General features: G+C 64.7%; 31 protein-coding genes and 1 tRNA gene. 1 reads left to right on the top strand and 31 read right to left on the bottom strand.

All coding sequences use genetic code 11. From position 1 onward, the window contains the following. Positions 1–15: 15 nt before the first annotated feature. The 9 genes from BCO18175_RS34605 to BCO18175_RS34565 form a co-directional block, all read right to left on the bottom strand. Entirely contained in the window at positions 16–273 is a 258-nt protein-coding gene (locus BCO18175_RS34605) for a PAAR domain-containing protein (protein WP_080741844.1), read from the bottom strand. 14 nt (positions 274–287) lie between these two features. Further along, positions 288–1,631 carry a virulence factor gene (locus BCO18175_RS34600; protein ID WP_174987503.1) on the bottom strand — a complete coding sequence of 448 codons (1,344 nt, stop codon included), beginning with the start codon at positions 1,629–1,631 and terminating at the stop codon, positions 288–290. A 642-nt stretch (positions 1,632–2,273) separates the two neighbouring features. Then, a tRNA-Thr gene (locus tag BCO18175_RS34595) sits at positions 2,274–2,349 on the bottom strand. A gap of 18 nt (positions 2,350–2,367) precedes the next feature. Continuing rightward, positions 2,368–2,895, bottom strand: a complete 528-nt coding sequence (locus tag BCO18175_RS34590; protein WP_174987501.1) for a ClpXP protease specificity-enhancing factor — start codon at positions 2,893–2,895, stop codon at positions 2,368–2,370. A gap of 71 nt (positions 2,896–2,966) precedes the next feature. Next, on the bottom strand, positions 2,967–3,578 hold the full coding sequence (locus BCO18175_RS34585; protein ID WP_006400565.1) for a glutathione S-transferase N-terminal domain-containing protein: 612 nt from the start codon (positions 3,576–3,578) through the stop codon (positions 2,967–2,969). Positions 3,579–3,670: 92 nt separating this feature from the next. Beyond that, entirely contained in the window at positions 3,671–4,429 is a 759-nt protein-coding gene (locus BCO18175_RS34580) for a cytochrome c1 (RefSeq protein WP_174987498.1), read from the bottom strand. A 21-nt stretch (positions 4,430–4,450) separates the two neighbouring features. Next, entirely contained in the window at positions 4,451–5,833 is a 1,383-nt protein-coding gene (locus BCO18175_RS34575; RefSeq protein ID WP_174918444.1) for a cytochrome b N-terminal domain-containing protein, read from the bottom strand. Next, on the bottom strand, positions 5,830–6,450 hold the full coding sequence (gene petA, locus BCO18175_RS34570; RefSeq protein ID WP_057924755.1) for a ubiquinol-cytochrome c reductase iron-sulfur subunit: 621 nt from the start codon (positions 6,448–6,450) through the stop codon (positions 5,830–5,832). The genes BCO18175_RS34575 and petA overlap by 4 nt, the downstream gene beginning before the upstream one ends. Positions 6,451–6,668: 218 nt before the next feature. Beyond that, positions 6,669–7,415 carry a Nif3-like dinuclear metal center hexameric protein gene (locus BCO18175_RS34565; RefSeq protein WP_043191752.1) on the bottom strand — a complete coding sequence of 249 codons (747 nt, stop codon included), beginning with the start codon at positions 7,413–7,415 and terminating at the stop codon, positions 6,669–6,671. Positions 7,416–7,436: 21 nt separating this feature from the next. Here BCO18175_RS34565 and BCO18175_RS34560 point away from each other — a divergent pair, with 21 nt between their 5' ends. Further along, positions 7,437–8,642, top strand: a complete 1,206-nt coding sequence (locus tag BCO18175_RS34560) for a Do family serine endopeptidase (protein WP_039366626.1) — start codon at positions 7,437–7,439, stop codon at positions 8,640–8,642. A 212-nt stretch (positions 8,643–8,854) separates the two neighbouring features. On the opposite strand, the gene tatC is transcribed toward BCO18175_RS34560, so the two are convergent. The 22 genes from tatC to BCO18175_RS34450 form a co-directional block, all read right to left on the bottom strand. Continuing rightward, positions 8,855–9,643: a twin-arginine translocase subunit TatC gene (tatC, locus tag BCO18175_RS34555; RefSeq protein ID WP_174987495.1), complete on the bottom strand. Its 789-nt coding sequence runs from the start codon at positions 9,641–9,643 to the stop codon at positions 8,855–8,857. A gap of 41 nt (positions 9,644–9,684) precedes the next feature. Beyond that, a complete protein-coding gene (gene tatB / locus BCO18175_RS34550) occupies positions 9,685–10,215 on the bottom strand; it encodes a Sec-independent protein translocase protein TatB (protein WP_174918446.1) in 531 nt (176 codons plus the stop codon). Positions 10,216–10,241: 26 nt separating this feature from the next. Next, the gene (tatA, locus tag BCO18175_RS34545) at positions 10,242–10,472 is read right to left on the bottom strand and encodes a Sec-independent protein translocase subunit TatA (RefSeq protein WP_174918447.1); all 231 of its coding nucleotides are present in this window, start codon (positions 10,470–10,472) and stop codon (positions 10,242–10,244) included. 93 nt (positions 10,473–10,565) lie between these two features. Continuing rightward, a complete protein-coding gene (locus tag BCO18175_RS34540) occupies positions 10,566–10,931 on the bottom strand; it encodes a histidine triad nucleotide-binding protein (RefSeq protein ID WP_046544797.1) in 366 nt (121 codons plus the stop codon). Positions 10,932–10,962: 31 nt separating this feature from the next. Further along, the gene (locus BCO18175_RS34535; RefSeq protein WP_011350734.1) at positions 10,963–11,355 is read right to left on the bottom strand and encodes a DUF4870 family protein; all 393 of its coding nucleotides are present in this window, start codon (positions 11,353–11,355) and stop codon (positions 10,963–10,965) included. Positions 11,356–11,424: 69 nt separating this feature from the next. Then, positions 11,425–11,790: a phosphoribosyl-ATP diphosphatase gene (locus BCO18175_RS34530; protein WP_006751798.1), complete on the bottom strand. Its 366-nt coding sequence runs from the start codon at positions 11,788–11,790 to the stop codon at positions 11,425–11,427. Then, positions 11,787–12,203 carry a phosphoribosyl-AMP cyclohydrolase gene (gene hisI / locus BCO18175_RS34525; RefSeq protein WP_039366640.1) on the bottom strand — a complete coding sequence of 139 codons (417 nt, stop codon included), beginning with the start codon at positions 12,201–12,203 and terminating at the stop codon, positions 11,787–11,789. The genes BCO18175_RS34530 and hisI overlap by 4 nt, the downstream gene beginning before the upstream one ends. Next, positions 12,203–12,976: an imidazole glycerol phosphate synthase subunit HisF gene (gene hisF, locus BCO18175_RS34520; RefSeq protein ID WP_011350732.1), complete on the bottom strand. Its 774-nt coding sequence runs from the start codon at positions 12,974–12,976 to the stop codon at positions 12,203–12,205. The genes hisI and hisF overlap by 1 nt, the downstream gene beginning before the upstream one ends. 107 nt (positions 12,977–13,083) lie before the next feature. Continuing rightward, positions 13,084–13,839, bottom strand: a complete 756-nt coding sequence (hisA, locus tag BCO18175_RS34515; protein WP_174918448.1) for a 1-(5-phosphoribosyl)-5-[(5-phosphoribosylamino)methylideneamino]imidazole-4-carboxamide isomerase — start codon at positions 13,837–13,839, stop codon at positions 13,084–13,086. A 163-nt stretch (positions 13,840–14,002) separates the two neighbouring features. After that, a complete protein-coding gene (gene hisH, locus BCO18175_RS34510; RefSeq protein WP_174987493.1) occupies positions 14,003–14,644 on the bottom strand; it encodes an imidazole glycerol phosphate synthase subunit HisH in 642 nt (213 codons plus the stop codon). Then, the gene (locus BCO18175_RS34505) at positions 14,641–15,261 is read right to left on the bottom strand and encodes a YchE family NAAT transporter (protein WP_011350729.1); all 621 of its coding nucleotides are present in this window, start codon (positions 15,259–15,261) and stop codon (positions 14,641–14,643) included. Before BCO18175_RS34505 ends, hisH begins: the two co-directional genes overlap by 4 nt. Positions 15,262–15,327: 66 nt before the next feature. Next, the gene (hisB, locus tag BCO18175_RS34500; protein ID WP_011350728.1) at positions 15,328–15,915 is read right to left on the bottom strand and encodes an imidazoleglycerol-phosphate dehydratase HisB; all 588 of its coding nucleotides are present in this window, start codon (positions 15,913–15,915) and stop codon (positions 15,328–15,330) included. A 65-nt stretch (positions 15,916–15,980) separates the two neighbouring features. Next, positions 15,981–17,054, bottom strand: coding sequence for a histidinol-phosphate transaminase (hisC, locus tag BCO18175_RS34495; RefSeq protein WP_174987490.1), 1,074 nt, complete (start codon positions 17,052–17,054; stop codon positions 15,981–15,983). Positions 17,055–17,198: 144 nt separating this feature from the next. Beyond that, the gene (gene hisD, locus BCO18175_RS34490; RefSeq protein ID WP_174987487.1) at positions 17,199–18,515 is read right to left on the bottom strand and encodes a histidinol dehydrogenase; all 1,317 of its coding nucleotides are present in this window, start codon (positions 18,513–18,515) and stop codon (positions 17,199–17,201) included. A gap of 24 nt (positions 18,516–18,539) precedes the next feature. Then, entirely contained in the window at positions 18,540–19,193 is a 654-nt protein-coding gene (gene hisG, locus BCO18175_RS34485; RefSeq protein WP_011350725.1) for an ATP phosphoribosyltransferase, read from the bottom strand. Further along, positions 19,190–20,539, bottom strand: a complete 1,350-nt coding sequence (gene murA, locus BCO18175_RS34480) for a UDP-N-acetylglucosamine 1-carboxyvinyltransferase (protein ID WP_174918451.1) — start codon at positions 20,537–20,539, stop codon at positions 19,190–19,192. Before murA ends, hisG begins: the two co-directional genes overlap by 4 nt. 14 nt (positions 20,540–20,553) lie before the next feature. Beyond that, the gene (locus BCO18175_RS34475; protein WP_006477131.1) at positions 20,554–20,793 is read right to left on the bottom strand and encodes a BolA family protein; all 240 of its coding nucleotides are present in this window, start codon (positions 20,791–20,793) and stop codon (positions 20,554–20,556) included. A gap of 56 nt (positions 20,794–20,849) precedes the next feature. Continuing rightward, positions 20,850–21,605, bottom strand: a complete 756-nt coding sequence (locus BCO18175_RS34470; RefSeq protein ID WP_011350723.1) for an ABC transporter permease — start codon at positions 21,603–21,605, stop codon at positions 20,850–20,852. Further along, positions 21,602–22,528: an ABC transporter ATP-binding protein gene (locus tag BCO18175_RS34465; protein ID WP_011350722.1), complete on the bottom strand. Its 927-nt coding sequence runs from the start codon at positions 22,526–22,528 to the stop codon at positions 21,602–21,604. Before BCO18175_RS34465 ends, BCO18175_RS34470 begins: the two co-directional genes overlap by 4 nt. Positions 22,529–22,716: 188 nt before the next feature. Continuing rightward, complete coding sequence (locus BCO18175_RS34460) at positions 22,717–22,992, bottom strand: STAS domain-containing protein (RefSeq protein WP_174987484.1); 276 nt, start codon at positions 22,990–22,992, stop codon at positions 22,717–22,719. Then, on the bottom strand, positions 22,989–23,618 hold the full coding sequence (locus BCO18175_RS34455; RefSeq protein ID WP_174987631.1) for an MlaC/ttg2D family ABC transporter substrate-binding protein: 630 nt from the start codon (positions 23,616–23,618) through the stop codon (positions 22,989–22,991). The genes BCO18175_RS34460 and BCO18175_RS34455 overlap by 4 nt, the downstream gene beginning before the upstream one ends. Positions 23,619–23,727: 109 nt before the next feature. Further along, positions 23,728–24,684: an MlaA family lipoprotein gene (locus BCO18175_RS34450; protein ID WP_174987627.1), complete on the bottom strand. Its 957-nt coding sequence runs from the start codon at positions 24,682–24,684 to the stop codon at positions 23,728–23,730. Positions 24,685–24,705: the final 21 nt, after the last annotated feature.

The following is a 24,705-nucleotide window of genomic DNA, read 5'->3' as shown; positions in this document are numbered from 1 at the left end:
CCCGAGTGGTTCGAATCACGAGCGCCCCGACGTGGGCAACGATGAAATCAGCACGGCGCCACATGATGTCTTGTGACCTTCGAACGCCGCATGCGCCCCCTCGATGTCGAACTGTCCATCGCCTTCGACGACTACGCACGGCCCATGTAGCGGGCACGTGCAGCGGTCGCCGACACGTGCAGGCGCACGCCCCATGACATCGCTGTTTGACGCACCCGTTTCGACATAGCCACCGTGGCTATGGACGTCGCCCACTCGAATGATTCCTCGCATGGTCGGTAGTCCGGTCAGTAGGAATAGCCCTGCATGCCGTAGTCGGTGTCGTGGCGACGACCCCACCACGGCAGATACGCATTGTTCTCGCCCCGCGCGCGGAACCAGTCCTTGTCCGGATCGATCGCCGTGACTTTCGACGGCGGCACCACCACCACCGCCGTCGGATGCTGCGCATCCGTCGTCCCCGCCACCAGCACCTTCTCGCCAAGGTGATTCGCCCGCCCAATCGCCAGCACCACGTCCGTCAATGCCGTACCGGCACCCATCGGGCCCAGCAGCGCCGGCGTATTGAACGTCTGCTTGCTGAAGTTGTAGTCCGGTAGCACTTCCGTCAACGTCTGCGACAACGCGCCGATCCGCTCCGACGCCGCCTCGCCGCCGCGGCCCGCGTCATGCACCACGAAGTTCAGCGACGGCACCGTCACGCCCGCATTGCGCGCCGCGCTGTCGATCGTGGCTTTCCACGCCTGCACCGCACGCGTGGTGCCGGCCTTCGCCTCGTAGTCCCTGACGTTACCCGTCGCCGCTCGGCCGATCCACGCCAGCGGTTCGCGCTCCGTCTTGAAGTTCGGCCCGACGAGAAACAGCACCACCATGTTCTCGTTGATCTGCGCGTCCTTCGGCGGGAAGCTCGGCGCGTCCCAGTTCATCACCCACGCGCTCTTGTCCGGGTTCGCCTGCAGGTACTCCAGTGCGCGGTTCAGCGACGTGAAGCCGGCGTTTGCGCCGCCCTGGTTGACGTGGACGTCGGGGGGCGTGTTTTTGCTCCAGAGATCCAGGAAATATTTATTCCCGATGTTGAACTCACTGATGATGCTCTGTTGCAGATAGGTCTGAGCCTCACCGGCGTCCAATCTATCCGGCACGGCAAACTCGACACGGATGCCTGCCAGCTCACGCCAGTCATCCTTATTCTTGGACTTGACCGTGTAGAAATACTTGGCGTTCATCACATAGCGATCACCGAACAGTCCGAGCACTTTACGGACGTATTTGTGATAGAAGCCTTTGAAGGTTTCAGTTCCTTGATTGCCATATGCCACCCCAGCAACTGACTGAAGTGTCGTGAACGACTTCGGATCCGTCCGAACCATGTCGTCGTTTTTATTGGGTTTAGCAAGCCCCATTGTCCAGAGAATCTGCCATTGCGTTGAATAGTCGCGCCGCTGCAATGGGTTGAGCCACTCGAGTCCGACGACTTGCGCTACGAACGGTGCAACACTTTCGCTAGTATTCAAAGCAGTCGCATCCGTCTGCGTCGCGGCAATTGCTTGCGCGGGCGTCACCACCATGATGGATGACGCCACAAACGCCATCATTGCTACCCGGGACGGCACTATCAAAATTCGCTTCATCCAGCCTTCCGCATTCAATTCATCACGAAGCATAAGTCCAGCGAAAACACTCGACGTGCACATGATACCCATCGCGACAACCCATCTACGAAACAATATCGAGATTGACCATGCTTCACCTTGTCGATAATTTAAAAATTCGCAAAGGCATCAGATGAAACATCCGCAAATGCGCTCCCGAAAAGGCATCCAGGATATATATTCAGGACGAGTCCCGGTCAAATGGGTCTTGAATACGAAAAAGGGCTGCGCGAACATCGCGCAGCCCTTTGTTTCGAAACGTGACCAGCAGGTGCAGTTGACTCTCGTGAAATCAGCCGCCTGCACGCAATCATCCGTTCCGGAGATCCATCGACAGATGCTACAACCCCGAATCGCAGATCACCGCGGCAATCGCAGTGCCGCGCATCCTGCCGGCTAGCAACTGCAGCGCAGAAGCCACTTTCGCTCCTGCCCAGATTTCCGGCCCGATCATTCGATTGTTCTTGGCATGGAGATTCACTCGACGAATCGACGCCGATACGACGGACCGTGCCACCTGCCCGCCCGCAGCTCGGAACAAACGACGCTCCGCCGGCTGGGAATGTGAACGCTGAAACGACGAAGGGCCGGGAGGAAAACCTCCCGGCCCTTCGTTCAATATGGTGCCGGCTGCAGGACTCGAACCCGCCACCTGATGATTACAAATCAACTGCTCTACCAGATGAGCTAAGCCGGCGTAGCGCGAGATTCTACCTCATTTCACGATCTTGAGGCGGGGTCTGCTGCCACCTTTTGAACCGTCGCCATCGCCGTCGGTTTTTGGCGGCTCTTCCGCGCCTTCGGAAGGCTCCTCGTTCGCGCCGCTATCGGCAACCGGCGTCAATGCAGCAGGCGACTCGTCGCGCTGCGCGTCATCCGCCTGCGCTGCATCTTCGTCGAACGCGCCCGAATCCGCGCCTTCGCCCGCGACCGCATCGACCTGGAACGCCATGCCCTGCCCGTTCTCGCGCGCATAGATCGCGAGCACGTTGGCCACCGGAATCTCGATCTTGTGCGCCTTCCCGGAGAACCGGGCCGTGAACTCGATCCACTCGTTACCCATCTGCAACTGGCTCGTCGCCTCGAAGCTGATGTTGAGCACGATCTCGCCGTCACGCACGAACTGACGCGGCACGCGCGTCGAGTTGTCGACCCTCACCGCGATATGCGGCGTGTAACCGTTATCCGTGCACCACTCATACAGCGCGCGCAGCAGATAAGGCTTCGTTGAAATCTCTTGCATCACAATCCTCGAACCCGGAGCGGGGGCGCGGCACGCCGCGCCGCCCTCTCCGTCATGCACTCATTGCACCATCAACGACGCATGACCTTTTCGGACGGCGTCAGTGCTTCGATGTATGCCGGACGGCTGAAGATCCGCTCGGCGTACTTCATCAGCGGCGCGGCGTTCTTCGACAGTTCGATGCCGTAGTGATCCAGACGCCACAGCAGCGGCGCGATCGCGACGTCGAGCATCGAGAATTCTTCGCCGAGCATGTACTTGTTCTTCACGAAGATCGGCGCGAGCTGCGTCAGGCGATCGCGGATCGCGAGGCGTGCCTTCTCGTGGTTCTTCTCCGCTGCCTTGCCCTTCTCGTTCTCGAGCGTGCTGACGTGGACGAACAGTTCCTTCTCGAAGTTGAGCAGGAACAGGCGTGCACGTGCGCGCTGCACGGGGTCGGCCGGCATCAGTTGCGGATGCGGGAAGCGCTCGTCGATGTACTCGTTGATGATGTTCGATTCGTACAGGATCAGGTCGCGCTCGACCAGGATCGGCACTTGACCGTACGGGTTCATCACCGAAATGTCTTCCGGCTTGTTGAACAGGTCGACGTCACGGATTTCGAAGTCCATGCCCTTCTCGAACAGCACCAGCCGGCAACGCTGGGAGAACGGGCAAGTTGTGCCGGAATACAGAACCATCATGTTTGCGTTTCCTCAAAAAAGCCGAGGGCCGGCACGCGGCGAACCCCTTCCGGAGTTCCACCTTGCGCCGGCCCCACGCCGGTCAGGCGTGATTACTTGATATCTTTCCAGTACGCGGCATTGAGCCGCCAGGCCAGGAAAGTCAGGACACCGAGAAAGATCAGCACCCATACGCCGAGGCGTTTGCGGGTCTGCTGAGCCGGCTCGGACATCCAGGTCATGTACGCCACCAGGTCGGCAACCGCAGAATCATAATCCACCGCGGACAGTGTCCCCGGTGTGACCTGCTGGAAGCCGACGAGCGTATGGACCTTCTCGCCCGTCTCCTCGTCCGTCTTGTCTTCGAATTTGGCGGTGCGCTGCCCCTGCAACTGCCACAGTACATGGGGCATGCCGACGTTCTCGAACACCGCGTTGTTCCAGCCGCTCGGCCGCGTATCGTCGCGGTAGAAGCTCCGCAGATACGTATACAGCCAGTCGCGGCCGCGCGCGCGCTCCTCGACCGACAGGTCGGGCGGCGAGGTGCCGAGCCAGTTCTTCGCGTCTTCGGGCCGCATCGCAACGGACATCGTGTTGCCGACCTTGTCGGTCGTGAACAGGAGATTCTTTTCGATCTCCTTCTGGGATATGCCCAGATCCGTCAGACGGTTGTAGCGCATCAGGTTCGCGCTGTGGCAGTTCAGGCAATAGTTTACAAACAATTGCGCGCCGTGCTGAAGCGAAACGAGATTTTCCGTGTTATCGGGCGCCCGGTCGAGCGGAAAATTACCTTCCGCCCGAACCGCCGGCGCCACCAGCAGCGCACACGCGGTCACCCCGATCAGCGCGAGTGTCGAAAGCAGTTTCTTCATGTCGTTCTCTCCTCGCTCACGTTAATGGGGCTTGAAGCGCACCCGCTCCGGCGGCTGCTTGAACGTGCCAAGCGGCGTCCAGACGGGCATGCCGAGGAAGAACGCGAAGTAGATCAGCGCGCAGGCCTGCGCGATCAACGTCGAGGCCGGCGATGGCGGCCGCGTGCCGAGGAACCCGAGGGTCAGGAACGCCACGACGAAGATCCCGAGGAACACCTTGTGGAACAGCGGCCGGTAGCGGATCGACTTCACCGGGCTGCGGTCGAGCCACGGCAGGAAGAACAACGTGACCACCGCCGAACCCATCACGACGACACCCCAGAACTTCGACTCCGTCAGGTACATGAACACGACGATCGCCGCGGCCAGCACCGGCAGGCCCACTTTCCACTTGCCGCGCGCGCGAATCAGCGCGAGCACGCCGAGCAGCGCGATCACGAGCATCAGCACGATCTTGAACGGGTCGGTGGTCGCACGCAGCATCGCGTAGAACGCGGTGAAGTACCAGACCGGCGCGATCTCGGGCGGCGTCTGCAGCGGGTTCGCCGGGACGAAGTTGTTCGCCTCGAGGAAGTAGCCGCCCATCTCCGGCGAGAAGAAGATGATCAGCGCGAACACCATCAGGAACCCGCACACGCCGAGGAAATCGTGCACCGAGTAATACGGGTGGAACGGGATGCCGTCGAGCGGAATGCCGTTCTCGTCCTTTTTCGCCTTGATCTCGATGCCGTCCGGGTTGTTCGAGCCCACTTCGTGCAGCGCGACGAGGTGCGCGATCACGAGGCCGACCAGCACGAGCGGAATCGCGATCACGTGGAACGCGAAGAAGCGGTTCAGCGTGACGTCCGACACGACGTAGTCGCCGCGAATCCAAAGCGACAGGTCAGGGCCGACGAACGGGATCGCCGAGAACAGGTTCACGATCACCTGCGCGCCCCAGAACGACATCTGGCCCCATGGCAGCAGGTAGCCGAAGAATGCCTCGGCCATCAGGCACAGGAAGATCGCGCAGCCGAAGATCCACACGAGTTCGCGCGGCTTGCGGTACGACCCGTAGAGCAGCCCGCGGAACATGTGCAGGTAGACGACCACGAAGAACATCGACGCGCCCGTGGAGTGCATGTAGCGGATCAGCCAGCCCCACGGCACCTCGCGCATGATGTACTCGACCGACGCGAACGCGAGCGTCGAATCGGGCTTGTAGTTCATCGTCAGGAAGATGCCCGTGACGATCTGGTTGACGAGCACCAGCAGCGCGAGGGAGCCGAAGAAGTACCAGAAGTTGAAGTTCTTCGGCGCGTAGTACTCGGAAACGTGCTTCTTCCAGGTGGACGTGAGCGGGAAGCGCTGATCGATCCAGCCGGTGAGACCTGTCGTGGAGACTTCCTTGTTGTCGGCCATCACGCTTCTCCTTTCTCGTCCTTGCCGATCACGAGGGTCGTTGCCGACGTGAACATGTAGGGCGGGATGTCGAGATTCTGAGGCGCCGGTTTGTTCTTGAACACACGGCCGGCGAGGTCGTAGGTCGAACCATGGCACGGGCAGAGGAAACCGCCCGGCCAGTCGTCCGGCAGGTTCGGCTGCGGACCCGGCGTGAAGCGTTGGCTTGGCGTGCAGCCGAGGTGCGTACACACGGCCATCACGACGAGAATGTTCTTGCGATCAGCCCGCGAGCGATATTCGTTCGCGCAATACGCGGGCAACGGCATCGTATAGGGCTTTTCAGAGGTCGGATCGGCCACTTCCTTGTCGGCCTTGACCACATCGGCCAGCATCGAGTCGGTGCGGTTCAGGATCCACACCGGCTTGCCGCGCCATGGCACGGTCACCATTTCACCGGGCTTCAGCCCGCTGATGTCGACTTCGACCGGTGCACCGGCCGCTTTCGCTTTCGCGGACGGCGCAAGCGACGCCGCGAAAGGTATGACGGTGGCTACGCCTCCCACGCCACCTGCTACGGATGTCGCAATCAGCCAGGTACGGCGGCCGCTGTCGACGCGTTTCTCTTCCTTGTCTCGCATCACACGCCCCACTTCTGAGTTGGATTTTCCGTCACGACTTTCCATTCCGCCGCTAGTTTGCTCGAATGGAGCCGCCATTTACAAGGCCCGGAGATGAAAATCCCTTCGAAGTGATTGATAGTTAAGGGTTTTCCCCCACTATCGGAGCGATTAAATCATTTCACTTTTAAGCATCCGCTACATTGCGAAATTTCGATGCACTGCCGCAAATCCGGCATTCAGACCGGGTTATGGATATCGATAAAAAGGTGTTCGATATCGAATTCTTCGGACAAGTGGGCGCCAAGTGCCTGGATTCCGTATCGCTCGGTCGCATGGTGCCCTGCCGCAACGAACGCGACACCGCTCTCGGCGGCCGTGTGCGTCACGTATTCGGACACCTCGCCAGTCAGGAACACGTCCGCGCCGGCGTCGATCGCCGCGTCGAAATAGCTTTGCGCGGCGCCCGTGCACCACGCGATGCGGCGCAGCTGCATGTCCAGATCGCCGAGCACGAGCGGCGTGCGGCCGAGCGTGCGCTCGACCTTCGCGACGAAGTGCTCGAGCGTGACGGGCATCGGCAGCGTCGCCATCCAGCCGAGGTCGCCTTCGCCGAAACGCTGCTCGCCGATCAGTCCGAGCCGCTCGCCGAGCTGCGCGTTGTTGCCGAATTCGGGATGCGCGTCGAGCGGCAGGTGGAACGCGAACAGGTTCAGGTCGTTCGCGAGCAGCAGCTTCAGGCGCTGGTACTTGCGGCCCGTGATCTGCGGCGGCTCGTTGCGCCAGAAATAGCCGTGATGGACGAGCACGGCATCTGCCCCCCATTCGAGCGCGGCTTCGAGAAACGCGACCGATGCCGTCACGCCGGTGGCGATCTTCTCGATCTTGCGACGCCCCTCGACCTGGAGGCCATTCGGGCAATAGTCCTTGAAGCGCGCGGTTTCAAGGGTATTGTTCAAGTACAATTCAAGTTCGATCCGATCCATATAAACCTCTAATCCATTCAGATGCTTAGACGCTTCTGGCTGTTCTTCGCGCAGGCGGTTACCGTGCTGCTCGCGCTGATGTTCATCGTCGTGACGCTCAAGCCGCAATGGCTGCAACGGCAAGGACAGCTCGGCAAGCAGCTCGCCACGCCGATCGTTGCGCTGCGGGAAGTCGCGCCGGGCATCGGCGGTGCGCCCGCGACCACGTCGTACGCCGAAGCCGCACAGAAGGCGATGCCGGCCGTCGTCAACGTGTTCTCCAGCAAGGACGGCTCGCTGCCGCCCGACCCGCGTGCGAAAGATCCGCTGTTCCGCTACTTCTTCGGCGACCGCAACGCCCGCAAGCAGCAGGACGAACCGGCCGCCAACCTTGGCTCGGGCGTTATCGTGAGCCCTGAAGGTTACATTCTAACGAACCAGCACGTCGTCGATGGCGCCGACCAGATCGAAGTCGCGCTCGCCGACGGCCGCACGGCCACCGCGAAGGTGATCGGCAGCGATCCCGAAACCGATCTCGCGGTGCTGAAGATCAACATGACGAACCTGCCGACGATCACGCTCGGCCGCTCCGACCAGTCGCGGGTCGGCGATGTCGTGCTCGCGATCGGCAACCCGTTCGGCGTTGGCCAGACCGTCACGATGGGGATCATCAGCGCGCTCGGCCGGAACCACCTCGGCATCAATACGTTCGAGAACTTCATCCAGACCGACGCACCGATCAACCCCGGCAACTCGGGTGGCGCGCTGGTCGACGTGAATGGCAACCTGCTCGGCATCAACACCGCGATCTACTCGCGCTCGGGCGGCTCGCTCGGCATCGGCTTCGCGATTCCCGTGTCGACCGCGCGCACGGTGCTCGAAAGCATCATCACGACGGGCTCGGTCACGCGCGGCTGGATCGGCGTCGAGCCGCAGGACGTCACACCGGAGATCGCCGAGTCGTTCGGGCTGACGCAGAAATCGGGCGCGATCGTCGCCGGCGTGCTGCAGGGCGGCCCGGCCGACAAGGCCGGCATCAAGCCGGGCGACATCCTGGTCTCGGTCAACGGCGATGAGATCACCGACACGACGAAGCTGCTGAACACCGTCGCGCAGATCAAGCCGGGCACGCCGACCAAGGTGCACGTCGTGCGCAAGGGCAAGGAGCTCGATGTGAGCGTCGTGATCGGCAAGCGCCCGCCGCCGCCGAAGCAGACGCTCGACGAGCAGGACAGCGATACCGAATGACGTGAGGCGGGCGGCGCACCGCCGCCTTCCGGATGGGCACCATCGGAAATGAAAAAGGGCAGCCGCTTGGCTGCCCTTTTGCTTTGTATCGAAAGACCATCGTTGCCGGGAAGATGGCCTCGCCACCCGCTTTCCGACCGACTACGCCATCGGGTTTTGCTCAAGCCTGACGCCGGCAGCCCGGCCGCCGCGCACCGCCCGGCGCTCGGCCGTCAACTGGCGGCTTCGCCGTTCTCCGCCTCGCCTTCCTCGGCCGGCTTCTTCGGCACGAAGAACCGCGCGGCCAGCAGCCCGATCTCGAACAGCACGACCAGCGGCAATGCGAGCATCAGTTGCGAGAACACGTCCGGCGGCGTGACGACCGCCGCGACGACGAACGCGCCGACGATCACGTACGGCCGCATTTCCTTCAGCTTCTTCAGCGACAGCACGCCCATCCGGACGAGCAGCACGACGACGATCGGCACCTCGAACGTGACCCCGAACGCGATGAACATCCCGAGCACGAAGCTCAGGTAGTTGTCGATGTCGGTCGTCATTTCCGCCCCGAGCGGCGCGTTGTAGTGCGCCATCACGCGGAAGATCGTCGGGAACACGAGGAAGTACGCGAACGCCATCCCGCACAGGAACAGGAAGTAGCTGCTGCCGACGAGCGGCGCGACAAGCTTCTTCTCGTGCTGGTACAGCCCCGGCGCGACGAAGGCCCAGATCTGGTACAGCACGATCGGCAGCGCGATCAAGAGCGCGACGAGCATCGTGACCTTCATCGGCACGAAGAACGAGCCGGTGACGTCGGTAACGATCATCTTGCCGTCCTTCGGCAGGTTCTGCATCAGCGGCCGCGCGAGCAGCCGGAAGATGTCGGGCGCCCAGTAGACGAGCCCGAGGAACACGACGATCACGGCCGCCCCCGCGCGAATGATGCGATCGCGAAGCTCGACGAGATGGGAAATGAAGGTTTCTTCCGGGGCGTCGCCCGGGGTCTGCTGGGGGTCGCTCACGCCGGCCCTCGGTAGGATTGACGAGCGAGCATGCGCTCGGCTCAGAAGAAGCGCGTCGGCCGGCGCAGGCTGGCCGGCTGGTGGCGCGCGACACGCGCGGCGCCCGACTGCACGTGCGTACGGCGGGTAGTCGCGCGTTTGTACCAGACAGGCGCAGCCGCCTGCTTGACACGCCAGTTGCGGCGTTTCGGCGCGAGCGCGGCCGTACTGCCGCGCCACGACGGCGCGGCGGGTGTGTCGGAACCGTACGAACCGGCGTCACCCGCCGCTTCGTTGAGACCGCCGACCGCGGAATGCCACGTGTCGTTCAGTTCCTTTTCGTGCTCACGCAGGTTGTCGTGAATCGTCGTCTCGACATTGCGCGCGGCCGATTCGAAATCGGTTTTCATCGTCCGCAGCGCGTCGAGTTCGATTTCGCGCGAGACCTCGGCCTTCACGTCATTGATATACCGCTGCGCGCGGCCGAACAGCGCGCCTGCCGTACGCGCGACGCGCGGCAGGCGCTCGGGGCCGAGCACCACGAGCGCGACGACGCCGATCAGCGCCATCTTCGAAAGACCAAGATCCAGCATCGCGAATGCCTGTCAGCGTGCCGACGTTACGTCTTGTTCGAGTCGGAACGCGTCGTTTCCTTCGCGTTGACGTCGACCGTGCCCGAGCGCGGCAGTTGCTGCGCGTCGGCCGGCGTTTCGCCGTCCTTCATGCCGTCCTTGAAACCCTTCACCGCGCTGCCGAGATCGCCGCCGATGTTGCGCAGCTTCTTCGTACCGAAAACCAGCGCGACGATCAGCAGCACGATCAGCCAGTGCCAAATGCTCAATCCACCCATGATGAAACCTCTCCTCAACCACGCCGCTACGCGGCGCAAATCGCCGGCAACGCGCCGGCTTCGACCATCGATACGGGGAAACGCCCCGCGCCGTCAACCCATCCGCTGCCAGGGGCGCGGGCCGGCCAGGATATGCGCGTGCAGGTGATAGACCTCCTGCCCGCCGCCCGGGCCCGTGTTGATCACCGTACGGAAACCGGTTTCGCCGCCCGTATACGCGACGCCGAGCTGGCTGGCGAGACGCGACACGAGCAGCATCAGCCGGCCGAGCATCGGCGCATCGGCGTCGCTCGCCGCCGACAGCGTCGGCAGATGCTGGCGCGGAATCACGAGCACGTGCGTCTCGGCCGCCGGGCGGATGTCGCGGAACGCGACGAATTCGTCGTCCTCGTGCACCTTCGTGCTCGGGATCTCGCCTGCCGCGATCTTGCAGAACAGGCAATTCGGATCGTGACTCATGTTGCTCCTGCAGACGCCCGCCCGTGGCCGGTCAGAACCAGGCCTGCGGATCGAGCGGCTTGTTGTCGTTCAGGTACAGCCAACCCTTGATGATACGGTACAGCGTCCAGATCCATGTGACAAACATCACTGCGAATCCGATCACCACGAACATCAGCGCGAACCCGATCACGTACGCGATCAGCGCGCGCCAGAACGTGCGGATCTGCCACTCGAAGTGCGCCGCATACGGCGTGCCGGCCACATCGTCGCGCTTCACGTAGTTGATGATGATCGCGATGATGCCCGTGACACCGCCCGTCAGCCAATGAAACGCATAGAGGCCATAGAGCACGTGAGTCAGCGTGCGCAGCCCGTTCAGGCGCTCGGCGTCCGCGGCCCCCGGCACCGACGGCGGCGGAAACTGGCTTGGCGTATCGGTCATGATGCTACCCCCGTTAGATGACAATTCTTACAGCTTACCGCACTGTGGCCATCTCGCGACAAGGGCCTGTCACCCGCCGTTTTCCTCGCGCTCGCGACGCTTGCGCAGGGCCTTCTCCTCGATACCCGACAGCCCTTCCCGGCGCTCGAGCTCGCCGATCACGTCGGCCGGGCTCAGGTCGAAATGCGACAGCATCACGAGACAGTGGAACCACAGGTCGGCCACCTCGCCGACGAGCGCGGTCGGCGCGCCGCCCTGGCGCACGTCCTTCGCGGCCAGCACGACTTCCGTCGCCTCTTCGCCGATCTTCTTCAGCACCGCGTCGTCGCCCTTGTGGAACAGGCGCGATACGTACGATTGATCGGGGTCGCCGCCCTTGCGGCTATCGATCACGGCCGCGAGGCGCAGCAGCGTGTCTTCGGTCGATTGCGTCATTTGTAGATGTGTTCGGGGTCTTTCAGCACCGGTTCGACCGCGACCCAGTCGCCGCTGTCGACGGTGCCTTCGAATTTCTGGAAGAAGCACGAATGCCGGCCGGTGTGGCACGCGATGCCCGACACCTGCTCGACCTTCAGCAGCACGACGTCCTCGTCGCAGTCGAGCCGCACCTCGTGCACGTGCTGCACGTGGCCCGACTCCTCGCCTTTGAACCACAGGCGCTTGCGCGAGCGCGAATAGTAGACCGCGCGCTGCGTCTCGATCGTCTTCGCCAGAGCCTCGCGGTTCATCCACGCGAACATCAGCACGTCGTTCGTCGACGCTTCCTGCGCGATCACCGGCACGAGGCCGTTGTCGTCCCAGCGAACCTTGTCGAGCCACGCGGGCAATGCATTCGTTTCCGTATTCATCACAGCCTCACCGGGATGCCCTGGTCGGCCATGAAGCGCTTCGCCTCGCCGACCGTGTGCTCGCCGTAGTGGAAGATACTCGCGGCCAGCACCGCGTCGGCGCGGCCGTCCTTGATGCCGTCGGCCAGATGCTGCAGCGAGCCGACACCGCCCGAGGCGATCACCGGCACCGGCACCGCGTCCGACACGCCGCGCGTGAGCGCGAGGTCGAAGCCCGACTTGGTGCCGTCGCGGTCCATGCTCGTGAGCAGGATCTCGCCCGCGCCGAGCTCGGCCATCTTGCGCGCCCATTCGATCGCGTCGAGGCCCGTGTTCTTGCGGCCACCGTGCGTGAAGACTTCCCAGCGCGGCGTCTCGCCGTCGGCCGACACGCGTTTCGCGTCGATCGCGACGACGATGCACTGCGAGCCGTACTTGTCGGCCGCGTCGCGCACGAGCTGCGGGTTCGCGACCGCCGACGAATTCATGCTGACCTTGTCCGCGCCCGCGTTCAGCAGGCGCCGCACGTCCTCGACGGCACGCACGCCGCCGCCGACGGTCAGCGGAATGAAGACCTGCGACGCGACGGCTTCGATGATCGGCAGGATCAGGTCGCGCTGGTCGGACGTCGCGGTGATGTCGAGGAACGTCAGTTCGTCGGCGCCCTGGTCGTCGTAGCGGCGGGCGATCTCGACGGGGTCGCCGGCGTCGCGCAGCTCGACGAAGTTGACGCCCTTGACGACACGCCCGGCAGTCACGTCCAGGCAGGGGATGATGCGTTTAGCTAGAGCCATGATGTTGCGCCAAATGCCGCGATGGGACGGCCGGTTGCGGAAAGCCTCGCGCGAGGCTTCCGGTCGGGGCCGCCTGCTGGCAGCCCCGGCGAGCGGGACAACCGCGCTTACGCGTTGTCGAGTTCGCCGTTCAGTTCGTCCGCGCGCTTTTGCGCGGCCGCGAAATCGAGATCGCCGGAGTAGATCGCACGGCCGCAGATCACGCCTTCGACGCCCTGCTCTTCCACTTCGCACAGGTTCTCGATGTCCGTGAGGTTCGACAGGCCGCCGCTGGCGATCACCGGAATGCCGACCGCCTGCGCGAGCTTCACGGTCGCCTCGATGTTGATGCCCTGCAGCATCCCGTCGCGGCCGATGTCCGTGTAGACGATCGATTCGACCCCGTAGTCCTCGAACTTCTGCGCGAGATCGATCACTTCGTGGCCCGTCAGCTTGCTCCAGCCGTCGGTCGCGACCTTGCCGTCCTTCGCGTCCAGACCGACGATGATGTTGCCGGCGAACGCGGTGCACGCGTCCTGCAGGAAGCCCGGATCCTTCACGGCCGCCGTGCCGATGATCACGTAGGACAGGCCGGCGTCGAGGTATTTCTCGATCGTCTCGAGGCTGCGGATGCCGCCGCCGAGCTGTACGGGAATTTCATCGCCGACTTCTTCGAGGATCGCCTCGATGGCCTCGAGGTTTTTCGGTTTGCCAGCGAATGCGCCGTTCAGGTCAACCAGATGGAGCCGCCGGGCGCCGAGATCGACCCACTTGCGGGCCATCGCCGCCGGGTCCTCGGAGAAAATCGTGGCCTGGTCCATATCGCCCTGTTTGAGGCGCACACACTGACCGTCTTTGAGATCGATGGCCGGAATCAGCAACATAGCAATCGGGTGTCGTCGTGGAAAAAGAAAAGAATCCGGCGCGTACCGGCCAATCCGGTACCGCGCCGTCTCGCTAGTTTAGTACAACTCTTTCGGCGCTTAGGCGCGCGAGCCCCATGCGACAGGCCTTTCCGGCCCGCCGACTGTGGCACGCACGCGACGTTCACGGTTTCCAGTGTACGAAGTTGCGATACAGACGCAACCCGACCTCCGCGCTTTTCTCGGGGTGGAATTGGGTCGCGAAGAGGTTATCCCGCGCGACCGCGGACGTAAACGGCGCGCCGTAGGCCGTTTCGCCAACCGTATGTGCCGGGTTGTCCGGCGTCACGTAATAACTGTGCACGAAGTAGAAATACGCGTCGTCGGGCACGCCGTCCCACAGCGGGTGCGGCTGCGACTGGCGCACGCGGTTCCAGCCCATCTGCGGCACCTTGAAGCGCGAGCCGTCGTCCTGCAGGCGGCCGCCGAGCTCGAAACGCACGACCTTGCCGGGCAACAGGCCGAGGCCCTTCGTGTCGCCCTCCGCGCTCCAGTCGAACAGCATTTGCTCGCCGACGCACACGCCGAGCAGCGGCTTCGTGCGCGAGGCCTCGATCACGGCCTCCTGCAGGCCCGATTCGCCCAGGCAGCGCATGCAGTCGGGCATCGCGCCCTGGCCGGGCAGCACGACACGGTCGGCCGCGCGGATCGCGGCCGGCGTGTCGACGATCGCCACGTCGGCGGCCGGTTCGGCCTTCTTGAGCGCCTGCGCGACCGAGCGCAGGTTGCCCATCCCATAATCCACAATCGCAATCGAAGTTTTCATCTCAGTGCAGGCAGTAGCGCCCTCAGTCCATTGACGATGAATTCCACCGCCAGCGCCGACAGCATCAGACCCATCAGCCGCGTGGCGATGTTGATGCCCGTGCGGCCGATCCAGTTCGCGATCGGCTCGGCGAGCCGCATCGCGACGAAACACAGAAAAGCCAGGACCGCGCCGATCGCGACCAGCCCGGCCCGCTCATACCAGTGATGCGAGTTCGCCGCATAGATGATCACCGTGCTGATCGAGCCGGGGCCCGTGAGCAGCGGAATCGCCAGCGGCACGACCGCGATGTTGTCCTTCAGCTCGGCCTCGTGGCGCTCCTCCGGCGTCGATCGCGTGTTGCCGATCTGCGCGTTCAGCATGTTGATCGCCATCAGCAGCATGATGATCCCGCCGCCCACTTCGAGCGACCCGACCGAAATGCCGAAGAAGTTGATGATCTGCTGCCCGAGCAGCGTCGTCACCGTGATCACGCAGAACACCGACACCGACGCGATCCGGATCGTGCGCCGCCGCTCGGCATCCGTCTGCTGCGCCGTCAGGCTCAGGAAGAACGGCACCGCACCGACCGGGTTGATCAGCGCCAGCAGCGAAATGAACGATTTGAGCAGATCCATCGCAAGCCGGCGCCGCGCGCCGAAGCCGTGAGGTTGTCGTTGACGCTCCGTCCGGTCAGTTCAGGTTCAGAGGCTGCCCTTCGTCGACGGGATCTGCCCCGCCGCACGCTCGTCCAGTTCCACCGCCGCGCGCAGCGCACGGCCGAAGGCCTTGAACACGGTCTCGAGCTGATGGTGCGCGTTGATCCCGCGCAGGTTGTCGATGTGCAGCGTGACACCCGCGTGGTTCACGAAACCGCGGAAAAACTCGATCGACAGGTCGACGTCGAACGTGCCGATCCGCGCCCGCGTGAACGGCACGTGGAATTCGAGGCCCGGCCGGCCCGAGAAGTCGATCACGACGCGCGACAGCGCTTCGTCGAGCGGCACGTACGAATGGCCGTAGCGACGGATGCCCTTGCGGTCGCCGATCGCCTTCGCGACGGCCTGCCCGAGCGTGATGCCGACATCCTCGACCGTGTGGTGGTCGTCGATATGCGTATCGCCATGCGCTTCAACCTCGAGATCGACCAGACCGTGTCGAGCGATCTGGTCGAGCATATGGTCGAGGAACGGCACGCCGGTGGCCAGCTTCTGCTGGCCCGTGCCGTCGAGATTGAGCTTCACACGGATCTGCGTTTCGCTGGTATTGCGAACGACTTCCGCCACACGCATGGCAATTCCTTGACTGAGTCGATGTAAATGGGGATTGATCGCTTCGCGCTGCGGCGCCCAGAGGCTCAACCGGGCAGCGCGAGTTTCAAAGCGGCCAGCAGGCGCGCGTTTTCGTCGGGAGAACCGACGGTCAGCCGCACGCATTCCGCCAGCAACGGATGCATTTTACTCACGTTTTTGACCAAAACCCGCTCGGTGAGCAGCGCGTCGAACACGGCGGCCGCGTCCGGCACGCGCACCAGAAGGAAATTGCCGGCGCTCGGGAACACCGTCGCCCCCGGCAGCGCGGCCACTTCCTGCGCGAGACGCGTGCGTTCCGCACGCAGGTCGGCCGCCTGCGCGTCGAGCACGTCGAGGTGGTCGAGCAGGAAATCGGCGGTCGCCTGGGTCAGCACGTTGATGTTGTACGGCGGGCGCACCTTGTCGAATTCGGTCAGCCACGCGGGCGAACCGACCAGATAGCCGAGGCGGATGCCCGCGAGGCCGAGCTTCGACACCGTGCGCATCACGACGACGTTGTCGAATTCGGCGGCGCGCGGCAGCCATGAGCGAACGGCGAACGGCTGGTACGCCTCGTCGATCACGATCAGGCTGTGCCGCGCGGCCGCGACGATCCGTTCGATGTCGGCATCGTCGTACAGCGTGCCGGTCGGGTTGTTCGGGTAGGCGAGATAGATGATCGCCGGACGATGCTCGGCGATCGCCGCGAGCATCGCGTCGACGTCGAGCGTCAGGTCGGCCTTCAGCGCCACGCCGACGAATTCGAGCTGCGCGAGCTTCGCGGACAGTTCGTACATCACGAAGCCCGGCACCGGCGCGAGCACCTTCGCACCCGGCTTCGCGCAGGCCACCGACATCATGCTGATGATTTCGTCCGAGCCGTTGCCGAGCAGCACGTCGCAGCCGGCTGGCACGCCCATCGCGTGGCGCAGCTTGTCGAGCAGCGCGGCCGGGCGCGGCGCCGGGTAGCGGTTCAGCGCGACCTGCGCGAGACGCTCGCCGAGCGCCGCGGCGAGCGGTTCGGGCAGCGGGTACGGGTTCTCCATCGCGTCGAGCTTCACGAACCCGCTCGCGTCCGGCACCGGGTAGCTCGTCATCGCGAGCACGTCGCGGCGGATGATGTCTTGTGGCGTCGTCATGGTCTCAAGCCGGCGTGCGTCGCGCCGGCGTCAATGGGTCGGCAGAGCGGCGGCTGCCGCCCTGCACAGGTGTCTCCAGCCCCGGCCTTCAGGGGCAGGCCGGGCGGCACATCAGCGCCAGCCGCGGCCCCGCGCAGCGTGCGGTCAGTGCTTCATCCGGAACTCGGCGCTCTTCGCGTGCGCCTGCAGCCCTTCGCCGTACGCAAGCTCGGAGGCGATCTCGCCGAGCGTCTGCGCGCCTTCCGCGCTGACCTCGATCAGGCTCGAGCGCTTGATGAAGTCGTACACGCCGAGCGGCGACGAGAAACGCGCGGTGCGCGACGTCGGCAGCACGTGGTTCGGGCCCGCGCAGTAGTCGCCGAGGCTCTCGCTCGTGTAGCGGCCGAGGAAGATCGCGCCCGCATGGCGGATCTGCTTGCCCCATTGCTGCGGCTCCAGCGCCGAAATCTCCAGGTGCTCGGGCGCGATGTCGTTCGCGATCCGGCAGGCCTCGGCCATGTCGCGCACCTTGATCAGCGCGCCGCGGCCTTCGAGCGACGCGCGAATCACGTCCCGGCGCGGCATCGACGGCAGCAGCTCGTCGATCGCCTTTTCGACGCGCTCGAGGAACGCACCGTCCGGGCACAGCAGGATCGATTGCGCGAGTTCGTCGTGCTCGGCCTGCGAGAACAGGTCCATCGCGACCCAGTTCGGATCGGTCGTGCCGTCGCACAGCACGAGGATTTCGGACGGCCCGGCGATCATGTCGATGCCGACCGTGCCGAACACGCGGCGCTTCGCCGATGCGACGTACGCGTTGCCGGGGCCGCAGATCTTGTCGACGGCCGGCACCGTCGCCGTGCCGTATGCGAGCGCGCCGACCGCCTGCGCACCGCCGATCGTGAACACGCGATCGACGCCGCCGAGCAGCGCCGCGGCGAGCACGAGGTCGTTCTTCACGCCGTCCGGCGTCGGCACGACCATCACGATCTCGCCGACACCCGCGACGCGCGCGGGAATCGCGTTCATCAGCACCGACGACGGATACGCGGCCTTGCCGCCCGGCACGTACAGGCCGACGCGGTCGAGCGGCGTGACCTTCTGGCCGAGCACCGTGCCGTCGCTTTCCGTGTACTGCCAGCTATGCGTGCCGCACTCGATCTTCTGCTTCTCGTGGTATGCGCGCACCCGCGCAGCAGCCGCTTCCAGTGCCGCGCGCGCCTTCGGCGCGAGGCCGTCGAGCGCCGTCTGCAGCGCGTCCTGCGGCAGCTCCAGCGCGGCGACGCTATTTGCGCTCAGCCGGTCGAAGCGGTTCGTGTACTCGAGCACCGCGGCGTCGCCGCGCGACTTCACGTCGGCGAGGATCTGCGCGACCGATTGCTCGATCGCCGCGTCTTCGCTCGCCTCGAATGCGAGCAGCGCGCGCAGTGCGGCGCCGAAGCCTTCGCTCGTCGAATCGAGCTTGCGGATGGTGATGGACATGGGAGTTCCGTTACGGTGATGCGCTCAACCGCCATTCTGCGACGCGCGTTCGAACGCGTCGAGGATCGGCTTGAGTGCCGTGCGCTTCAACTTCAGCGCAGCCTGGTTCACGACGAGGCGCGACGAGATCGCCATGATCTCCTCGACCTCGACCAGATTGTTCGCCTTCAGCGTGCCGCCCGAGCTGACGAGGTCGACGATCGCGTCGGCCAGCCCGACCAGCGGCGCAAGCTCCATCGAGCCGTACAGCTTGATCAGGTCGACGTGCACGCCCTTCGCGGCAAAGTGTTCGCGTGCGGTTTCGACGTACTTCGTCGCGACGCGCAGGCGCGCGCCCTGGCGCACGGCGCTCGCATAGTCGAAACCGGCCGACACGGCCACCGACATCCGGCAGCGCGCAATGTTCAGATCGATCGGCTGGTACAGGCCCGAGCCGCCATGCTCGACCAGCACGTCCTTGCCGGCCACGCCGAAGTCGGCCGCGCCGTATTCGACGTAGGTCGGCACGTCGCTCGCGCGGACGATGATCACGCGCAGGTCGGGGTTCGTCGTCGGCAGGATCAGCTTGCGCGACGTTTCCGGATCCTCGGTGACCTGCACGCCGGCCGCGGCCAGCAGCGGCAGGGTTTCCTCGAAAATCCGGCCCTTCGACAGGGCAAGGGTCAGCGGCGCGGTCATGCTTGGCTCCCGGAAAGGCGGCGCACGTTCGCGCCGACGGCGGTCAGTTTGGCTTCCATGCGGTCGTAGCCGCGGTCCAGGTGATAGATGCGGTCGACGAGCGTTTCGCCGTCGGCACGCAGCCCCGCGATCACGAGGCTCGCCGACGCACGCAGGTCGGTCGCCATCACGTTCGCGCCCGACAGCTTATCGACACCCGTCACGAGCGCGGTGTTGCCGTCGATCGTGATGTTCGCGCCGAGCCGGTTCAGCTCCTGCACGTGCATGAAACGGTTCTCGAAAATGGTTTCGACGACCTGCGCGGTACCCGTCGCGACCGTATTGAGGGCCATGAACTGCGCCTGCATGTCGGTCGGGAACGCCGGGTATTCCGACGTACGGATCGTGACCGCCGACGGCCGGCGGTCCATCTTCACGCGCAGCCAGCTGTCGCCTTCCTCGATCGACACGCCGGCTTCGCGCAGCTTGTCGATCACCGCGTCGAGGATGTGCGGGCGCACGCCCGTCAGCATCACGTCGCCGCCCGCCGCCGCGACCGCGCACAGGAACGTGCCGGCCTCGATGCGGTCGGGGATCACCGAATGGCGCGCGCCGTGCAGCCGCTCGACGCCCTGGATCACGAGGCGATCGGTGCCGATGCCGTCGATTTTCGCGCCCATCGCGACCAGCAAGTGTGCGAGATCGCTCACTTCAGGCTCGCGCGCGGCGTTTTCGATCACCGTCTCGCCATCAGCGAGCGTCGCGGCCATCAGCAGGTTTTCCGTGCCCGTCACCGTGATCATGTCGGTCACGATGCGCGCGCCCTTCAGGCGCTTCGCGCGGGCTTCGATGAAGCCGTGCTCGATGCTGATCTCGGCGCCCATCGCCTGCAGGCCCTTGATGTGCTGGTCGACCGGACGCGCGCCGATCGCGCAGCCGCCCGGCAGCGACACCTTCGCCTCGCCGAAGCGCGCGAGCAGCGGCCCGAGCACGAGGATCGACGCGCGCATCGTCTTCACGAGTTCGTACGGCGCGACGAGGTTGTCGACGCGCGACGCGTCGAGCTGCACGCGGCAGCCGTCGGTCTCGCTCTTCACGCCCATCTGGTTCAGCACCTTCAGCGTGGTACGCACGTCCTTGAGATTCGGCACGTTGTCGAGATCGACCGGATCGGCGGTGAGCAGCCCCGCGCACAGGATCGGCAGCGCGGCATTCTTCGCGCCCGACACGACGATCTCTCCCGACAGGCGGTGGCCGCCTTCGATCACGAGCTTGTCCATCCCATGGCCATGCGATTCCCCGTTGGCGGCCGGGTGTGCCGTGGCGACGCTCTGGACGGCGTCGCGCTCGTTGACGGTGACTTGCACTCAGTGATTTCCGTTTATGCGTTCTGCCATTCGGCGGGCGTCAGCGTCTTCATGCTGAGCGCGTGAATTTCCTGCTTCATGCGATCGCCGAGCGCCGCGTAGACGAGCTGGTGCCGCTGGATCGGACGCTTGCCTTCGAAGGCCGCCGACACGATCGTCGCGAAGAAATGCTGGCCGTCGCCTTCGACTTCCAGATGCGTGCAGGCGAGACCGCCGGCGATGTATTGCTTGACCTGTTCGGGAGTCGGCAACATGGTGTAAGGCTCCTGTCGGCGCGCGCCGCCTGGATGGCGGCCGCTGCCTGTCGATATCAATGACGCAGTTTGTAGCCGGTCGCGAGCAGCCGCATCGCGATCAGCGCGAGCAGCACGAAGAAACCGGTGACGATCGCGAGGCTCGCGAACGGGTTGATGTCGGACGCGCCGAAGAACCCGAAACGGAAGCCGTCGATCATGTAGAAAAACGGATTGAGACGCGAGATCTCGCGCCACACGGGCGGCAGCGAGTGCGTCGAATAGAACACGCCGGACAGGAACGTCAGCGGCATGATCAGGAAGTTCTGGAACGCGGCGAGCTGGTCGAACTTCTCGGCCCAGATCCCGGCGATCAGGCCGAGCGTGCCGAGGATCGCCGAGCCGAGCAGCGCGAACGCAATGATGAACAGCGGCGCCGCGAAATGCATCGGGATAAACCAGATCGTCACGACGAACACGCCCGTGCCGACCGCGAGGCCGCGCACCACGGACGCGAGCACGTACGCGCCGAAGATGTCGCGGTACGACAGCGGCGGCAGCAGCATGAACACGAGGTTGCCGGTGATCTTCGACTGGATCAGCGACGACGAGCTGTTCGCGAACGCGTTCTGCAGCACGCTCATCATCACGAGGCCCGGTACGAGAAAGCTCACGTACTCGACGCCCGGATAGACCTCGACGCGGCCCGACAGCGCATGGCCGAAGATCGTCAAATACAGCAGCGCCGTGACGATCGGTGCGCACACCGTCTGGAACGACACCTTCCAGAAACGCAGCAGTTCCTTGTAGAACAGCGTTTGAAACCCGCTCATGCCAATCCCTCGATGACGTCTGCCCCGTTCATCACCTGGACGAACACATCCTCGAGGTCGGCCTTGCGGACCTCGATCTCGTCGAACGTGCAACCTGCCGCGCGACATTGCGCGAGGATCCGCTCGACATCGTCGTAGCTCGTCAGGCGCAGCAGGTGCTCGCCCGGCGCGCGGGCGGCCGGGTCGGACTCCAGCCCGCGCAGCTCGGACGGCAGCGCGCCGGTCGCAAGACGCAGGTAGAGCTGCAGCCCCGCGAAGCGGCGCAGCAGCGCGTCGGTGCGGTCGAGCGCGACCACTTCGCCACGGCGCAGCATCGCGATGCGGTCGCACAGCGACTCGGCTTCCTCGAGGTAGTGGGTGGTCAGCACGATCGTGTGGCCTTCGCGGTTCAGGCGCGAGATGAATTTCCACAGCGTCTGGCGCAATTCGACGTCGACGCCGGCGGTCGGTTCGTCGAGCACGATCACGGGCGGCCGGTGCACGAGCGCCTGCGCGACCAGCACGCGGCGCTTCATCCCGCCCGACAGCGCGCGCATGTTCGCGTCGGCCTTCTCGGTGAGGTCGAGATTGGCCATCACTTCGTCGATCCAGTCGTCGTTGCGGCGCAGCCCGAAATAGCCGGACTGGATCCGCAGCGTCTCGCGGACGGTGAAGAACGGATCGAACACGAGTTCCTGCGGCACGACGCCGAGTGCACGGCGCGCGCCACGGAAGTCCTTGACGACGTCGTGACCACGCACCGAGATACTGCCTTCGTCGGCCCGGGCGAGCCCGGCGAGGATACTGATGAGCGTGGTCTTGCCTGCGCCGTTGGGGCCGAGCAGACCGAAAAACTCGCCTTCCTCGACCGACAGGCTGACGCCCTTGAGCGCCTGAAGCGACTTGTAGCGCTTCTTGACGTGACGGATTTCTATGGCTGACATGACTGTGCGCGACACCAGGGCCGCGACGCCTATTCTGTGCTTGCTGAGAAAATGGGGGCCGGACGCCGATTGGCTGCCCCGCAAAACGCTTGATTATAGGGCAAACCGGCTGGTGGAGCCGGTGCCGGAGGCACGCGGCCTGAAGCGTGCGCGCGCCGGGCGGCGCGGCAGGCTCCGGTCGGACAGGGTCAATGTCGCCCGGTGCCTTCGATGAGCGCGTCGACGCCGTAGGCGCGCGCGAGGCTGGCGAGCTTCGGGGGGAGATTGTTGATGTCGAGGGTCGCGCCGCGCGCTTTGGCGGCACGTTGCCATGCGAGCAACACGGCGAGCGCGGACGAGTCGAACTGCGTCAGCGCCGCGCAATCGACGGCGGTCGCACCCGCGCCGATGCGCGCAAGACCGTCCGCGAGCGCGGACTTCGCGCTCGCGACGGTCAGCGAGGAGCCGGCTTCGAAGCCGCTCACGACGCTTGCTTGCCGGCGGCAAGTTGCTGGTTGCGCTGCGTGAGGAACTGGATCAGGCCGTCCACGCCGCTTTGCTGGATCTTCTCGTTGAACTGCTGCTGGTACGTCTGGATCAGCCACGCGCCGAGCACGTTCAGGTCATACACCCGCCAGCCGTTCGCCGTCTTGTACAGGCGGTAATCGATCTGGACCGGCTGGCCGTTGTTCATCGCGAGCGTCTTGACGACGACATCGGTATCCGCCGGATCGGCGCGGAACGGCGGGTACTGGATCTGCTGGTCCGGCTTCAGCTGCGCCAGCGCGCCCGAGTACGTGCGGATCAGCAGCAGCTTGAACTGCTCCTGAACCTGCTGCTGCTGCTCGGCCGTCGCGGTACGCCAGTTGCGGCCCATCGCGAGCTGCGTGGTGCGGCGGAAATCGGTGTACGGCAGGATGTCCTTGTTGACGATCGTAATGATGCGATTGGTGTCGCCCTGCTTGATCGTCTGCTGCTTGACTTCGTCGAGCACCTGCTGCGTCGCGGTCTTGATCAGCGCCTGCGGGTTCGACTGGTCGACTTGCGCGTGGGCTGCGCTGCCGAACGAGAACAGCGCCGCGAAAACGGGGATCAGGAACAGTTTTTTCATCATGGTGACCTGCGTATGAGTCGATGCGTAGGTTGGAGCAGGTAGCTTACGCGCAAGTTCGCGCACGCTACCGACTGAATCGTTTCCGGCTGTAACGAATGTAAATCCGTCAGTGCAGCCGGATGCTCGGGAAGCGGAACCCGCCCGGCGACGGCGGCGCCACCTGCATCGGCGGCACGTTCGTTTCGCTGGCCGGGTTCGGCGATTCGGCCGTGCCCGAAGCCGGTGCGGCCACCGCCGCGCCCGATGCGCCTGCCGGCGCCGTCGCACCACCCACCGCTGCCGCGCCCGCCGCACCGGCCGCCGCCGGTGCCGCGCCGTCGTCCGGCAGGTCGTACTTCGGCAGCGCGTCGTTGCTCGACGTCGCGGCCGCCTCGCCGCGCGCGTTGCTGATCAGCATCTGGCGGCGTTGCAGGTACGCGTTACGTACGAACGAATACTTGTCGAGTGCCGCGGCATCCAGCACGTCGCCCGCGCCGAGCAGGTTCGAACGCGTGTTGACGAGATTGACGCCGAACAGGCCCCAGCTCAGGCCATCCGGCTTCACGTAGGTGAGCGGGTTGCCGACGTAGTCGACGCCGAGGCCGGCCGTGTCGCGCAGCGTGCTCGGGCCGAGCAGCGGCAGCACGAGATACGGACCCGACGGCATGCCGTAGCGGCCCATCGTGATCCCGAAGTCGGCCGTGTGCTTCGGCAGCTTCGCGATCGTCGCGACGTCGAACAGGCCGCCGACGCCGAACACCGTGTTGATCACCACGCGCATCAGGTCGCCGACGCCGTCCGCGATCCGCAGCTGCACGATGTTGTTCGCCGCGATGTAGACGTCGCCGATGTTCGAGAAGAAGTTCGTCACGCTGTCGCGCACCGGCTGCGGCACCACGTACTGGTAGCCCTGCGCGACCGGCTTCAGCGCATAGGTGTCGACCGTGTCGTTGAACTTGTACATCGTGCGGTTGAAGCCTTCGAGCGGATCGCCCTTGGTCGGCGTCTGCACGGTCGCGCAGCCGCTCAACGCGGCGACTGCCGCTACCGCCATCGCGGCGTGCCTGATGCGGATCGTCTGCATGGTCATTACCCTCTTGTTTTC

Source organism: Burkholderia lata (genome assembly GCF_902499335.1).
GTDB classification, from domain to species: Bacteria; Pseudomonadota; Gammaproteobacteria; order Burkholderiales; family Burkholderiaceae; genus Burkholderia; species Burkholderia lata_B.
This window is presented reverse-complemented; position numbering and strand designations above follow the sequence as displayed.

What these genes read in the sequence shown, in the direction of transcription:
- BCO18175_RS34605 (WP_080741844.1), bottom strand. Translation starts at nt 273, where the DNA reads ATGCGAGGAATCATTCGAGTGGGCGACGTCCATAGCCACGGTGGCTAT.
- BCO18175_RS34600 (WP_174987503.1), bottom strand. Translation starts at nt 1,631, where the DNA reads ATGAAGCGAATTTTGATAGTGCCGTCCCGGGTAGCAATGATGGCGTTT.
- BCO18175_RS34590 (WP_174987501.1), bottom strand. Translation starts at nt 2,895, where the DNA reads ATGCAAGAGATTTCAACGAAGCCTTATCTGCTGCGCGCGCTGTATGAG.
- BCO18175_RS34585 (WP_006400565.1), bottom strand. Translation starts at nt 3,578, where the DNA reads ATGATGGTTCTGTATTCCGGCACAACTTGCCCGTTCTCCCAGCGTTGC.
- BCO18175_RS34580 (WP_174987498.1), bottom strand. Translation starts at nt 4,429, where the DNA reads ATGAAGAAACTGCTTTCGACACTCGCGCTGATCGGGGTGACCGCGTGT.
- petA (WP_057924755.1), bottom strand. Translation starts at nt 6,450, where the DNA reads ATGCGAGACAAGGAAGAGAAACGCGTCGACAGCGGCCGCCGTACCTGG.
- BCO18175_RS34565 (WP_043191752.1), bottom strand. Translation starts at nt 7,415, where the DNA reads ATGGATCGGATCGAACTTGAATTGTACTTGAACAATACCCTTGAAACC.
- BCO18175_RS34560 (WP_039366626.1), top strand. Translation starts at nt 7,437, where the DNA reads ATGCTTAGACGCTTCTGGCTGTTCTTCGCGCAGGCGGTTACCGTGCTG.
- tatB (WP_174918446.1), bottom strand. Translation starts at nt 10,215, where the DNA reads ATGCTGGATCTTGGTCTTTCGAAGATGGCGCTGATCGGCGTCGTCGCG.
- tatA (WP_174918447.1), bottom strand. Translation starts at nt 10,472, where the DNA reads ATGGGTGGATTGAGCATTTGGCACTGGCTGATCGTGCTGCTGATCGTC.
- BCO18175_RS34540 (WP_046544797.1), bottom strand. Translation starts at nt 10,931, where the DNA reads ATGAGTCACGATCCGAATTGCCTGTTCTGCAAGATCGCGGCAGGCGAG.
- BCO18175_RS34535 (WP_011350734.1), bottom strand. Translation starts at nt 11,355, where the DNA reads ATGACCGATACGCCAAGCCAGTTTCCGCCGCCGTCGGTGCCGGGGGCC.
- BCO18175_RS34530 (WP_006751798.1), bottom strand. Translation starts at nt 11,790, where the DNA reads ATGACGCAATCGACCGAAGACACGCTGCTGCGCCTCGCGGCCGTGATC.
- hisI (WP_039366640.1), bottom strand. Translation starts at nt 12,203, where the DNA reads ATGAATACGGAAACGAATGCATTGCCCGCGTGGCTCGACAAGGTTCGC.
- hisF (WP_011350732.1), bottom strand. Translation starts at nt 12,976, where the DNA reads ATGGCTCTAGCTAAACGCATCATCCCCTGCCTGGACGTGACTGCCGGG.
- hisA (WP_174918448.1), bottom strand. Translation starts at nt 13,839, where the DNA reads ATGTTGCTGATTCCGGCCATCGATCTCAAAGACGGTCAGTGTGTGCGC.
- hisH (WP_174987493.1), bottom strand. Translation starts at nt 14,644, where the DNA reads ATGAAAACTTCGATTGCGATTGTGGATTATGGGATGGGCAACCTGCGC.
- BCO18175_RS34505 (WP_011350729.1), bottom strand. Translation starts at nt 15,261, where the DNA reads ATGGATCTGCTCAAATCGTTCATTTCGCTGCTGGCGCTGATCAACCCG.
- hisB (WP_011350728.1), bottom strand. Translation starts at nt 15,915, where the DNA reads ATGCGTGTGGCGGAAGTCGTTCGCAATACCAGCGAAACGCAGATCCGT.
- hisC (WP_174987490.1), bottom strand. Translation starts at nt 17,054, where the DNA reads ATGACGACGCCACAAGACATCATCCGCCGCGACGTGCTCGCGATGACG.
- hisD (WP_174987487.1), bottom strand. Translation starts at nt 18,515, where the DNA reads ATGTCCATCACCATCCGCAAGCTCGATTCGACGAGCGAAGGCTTCGGC.
- hisG (WP_011350725.1), bottom strand. Translation starts at nt 19,193, where the DNA reads ATGACCGCGCCGCTGACCCTTGCCCTGTCGAAGGGCCGGATTTTCGAG.
- BCO18175_RS34475 (WP_006477131.1), bottom strand. Translation starts at nt 20,793, where the DNA reads ATGTTGCCGACTCCCGAACAGGTCAAGCAATACATCGCCGGCGGTCTC.
- BCO18175_RS34470 (WP_011350723.1), bottom strand. Translation starts at nt 21,605, where the DNA reads ATGAGCGGGTTTCAAACGCTGTTCTACAAGGAACTGCTGCGTTTCTGG.
- BCO18175_RS34465 (WP_011350722.1), bottom strand. Translation starts at nt 22,528, where the DNA reads ATGTCAGCCATAGAAATCCGTCACGTCAAGAAGCGCTACAAGTCGCTT.
- BCO18175_RS34455 (WP_174987631.1), bottom strand. Translation starts at nt 23,618, where the DNA reads ATGAAAAAACTGTTCCTGATCCCCGTTTTCGCGGCGCTGTTCTCGTTC.
- BCO18175_RS34450 (WP_174987627.1), bottom strand. Translation starts at nt 24,684, where the DNA reads ATGCAGACGATCCGCATCAGGCACGCCGCGATGGCGGTAGCGGCAGTC.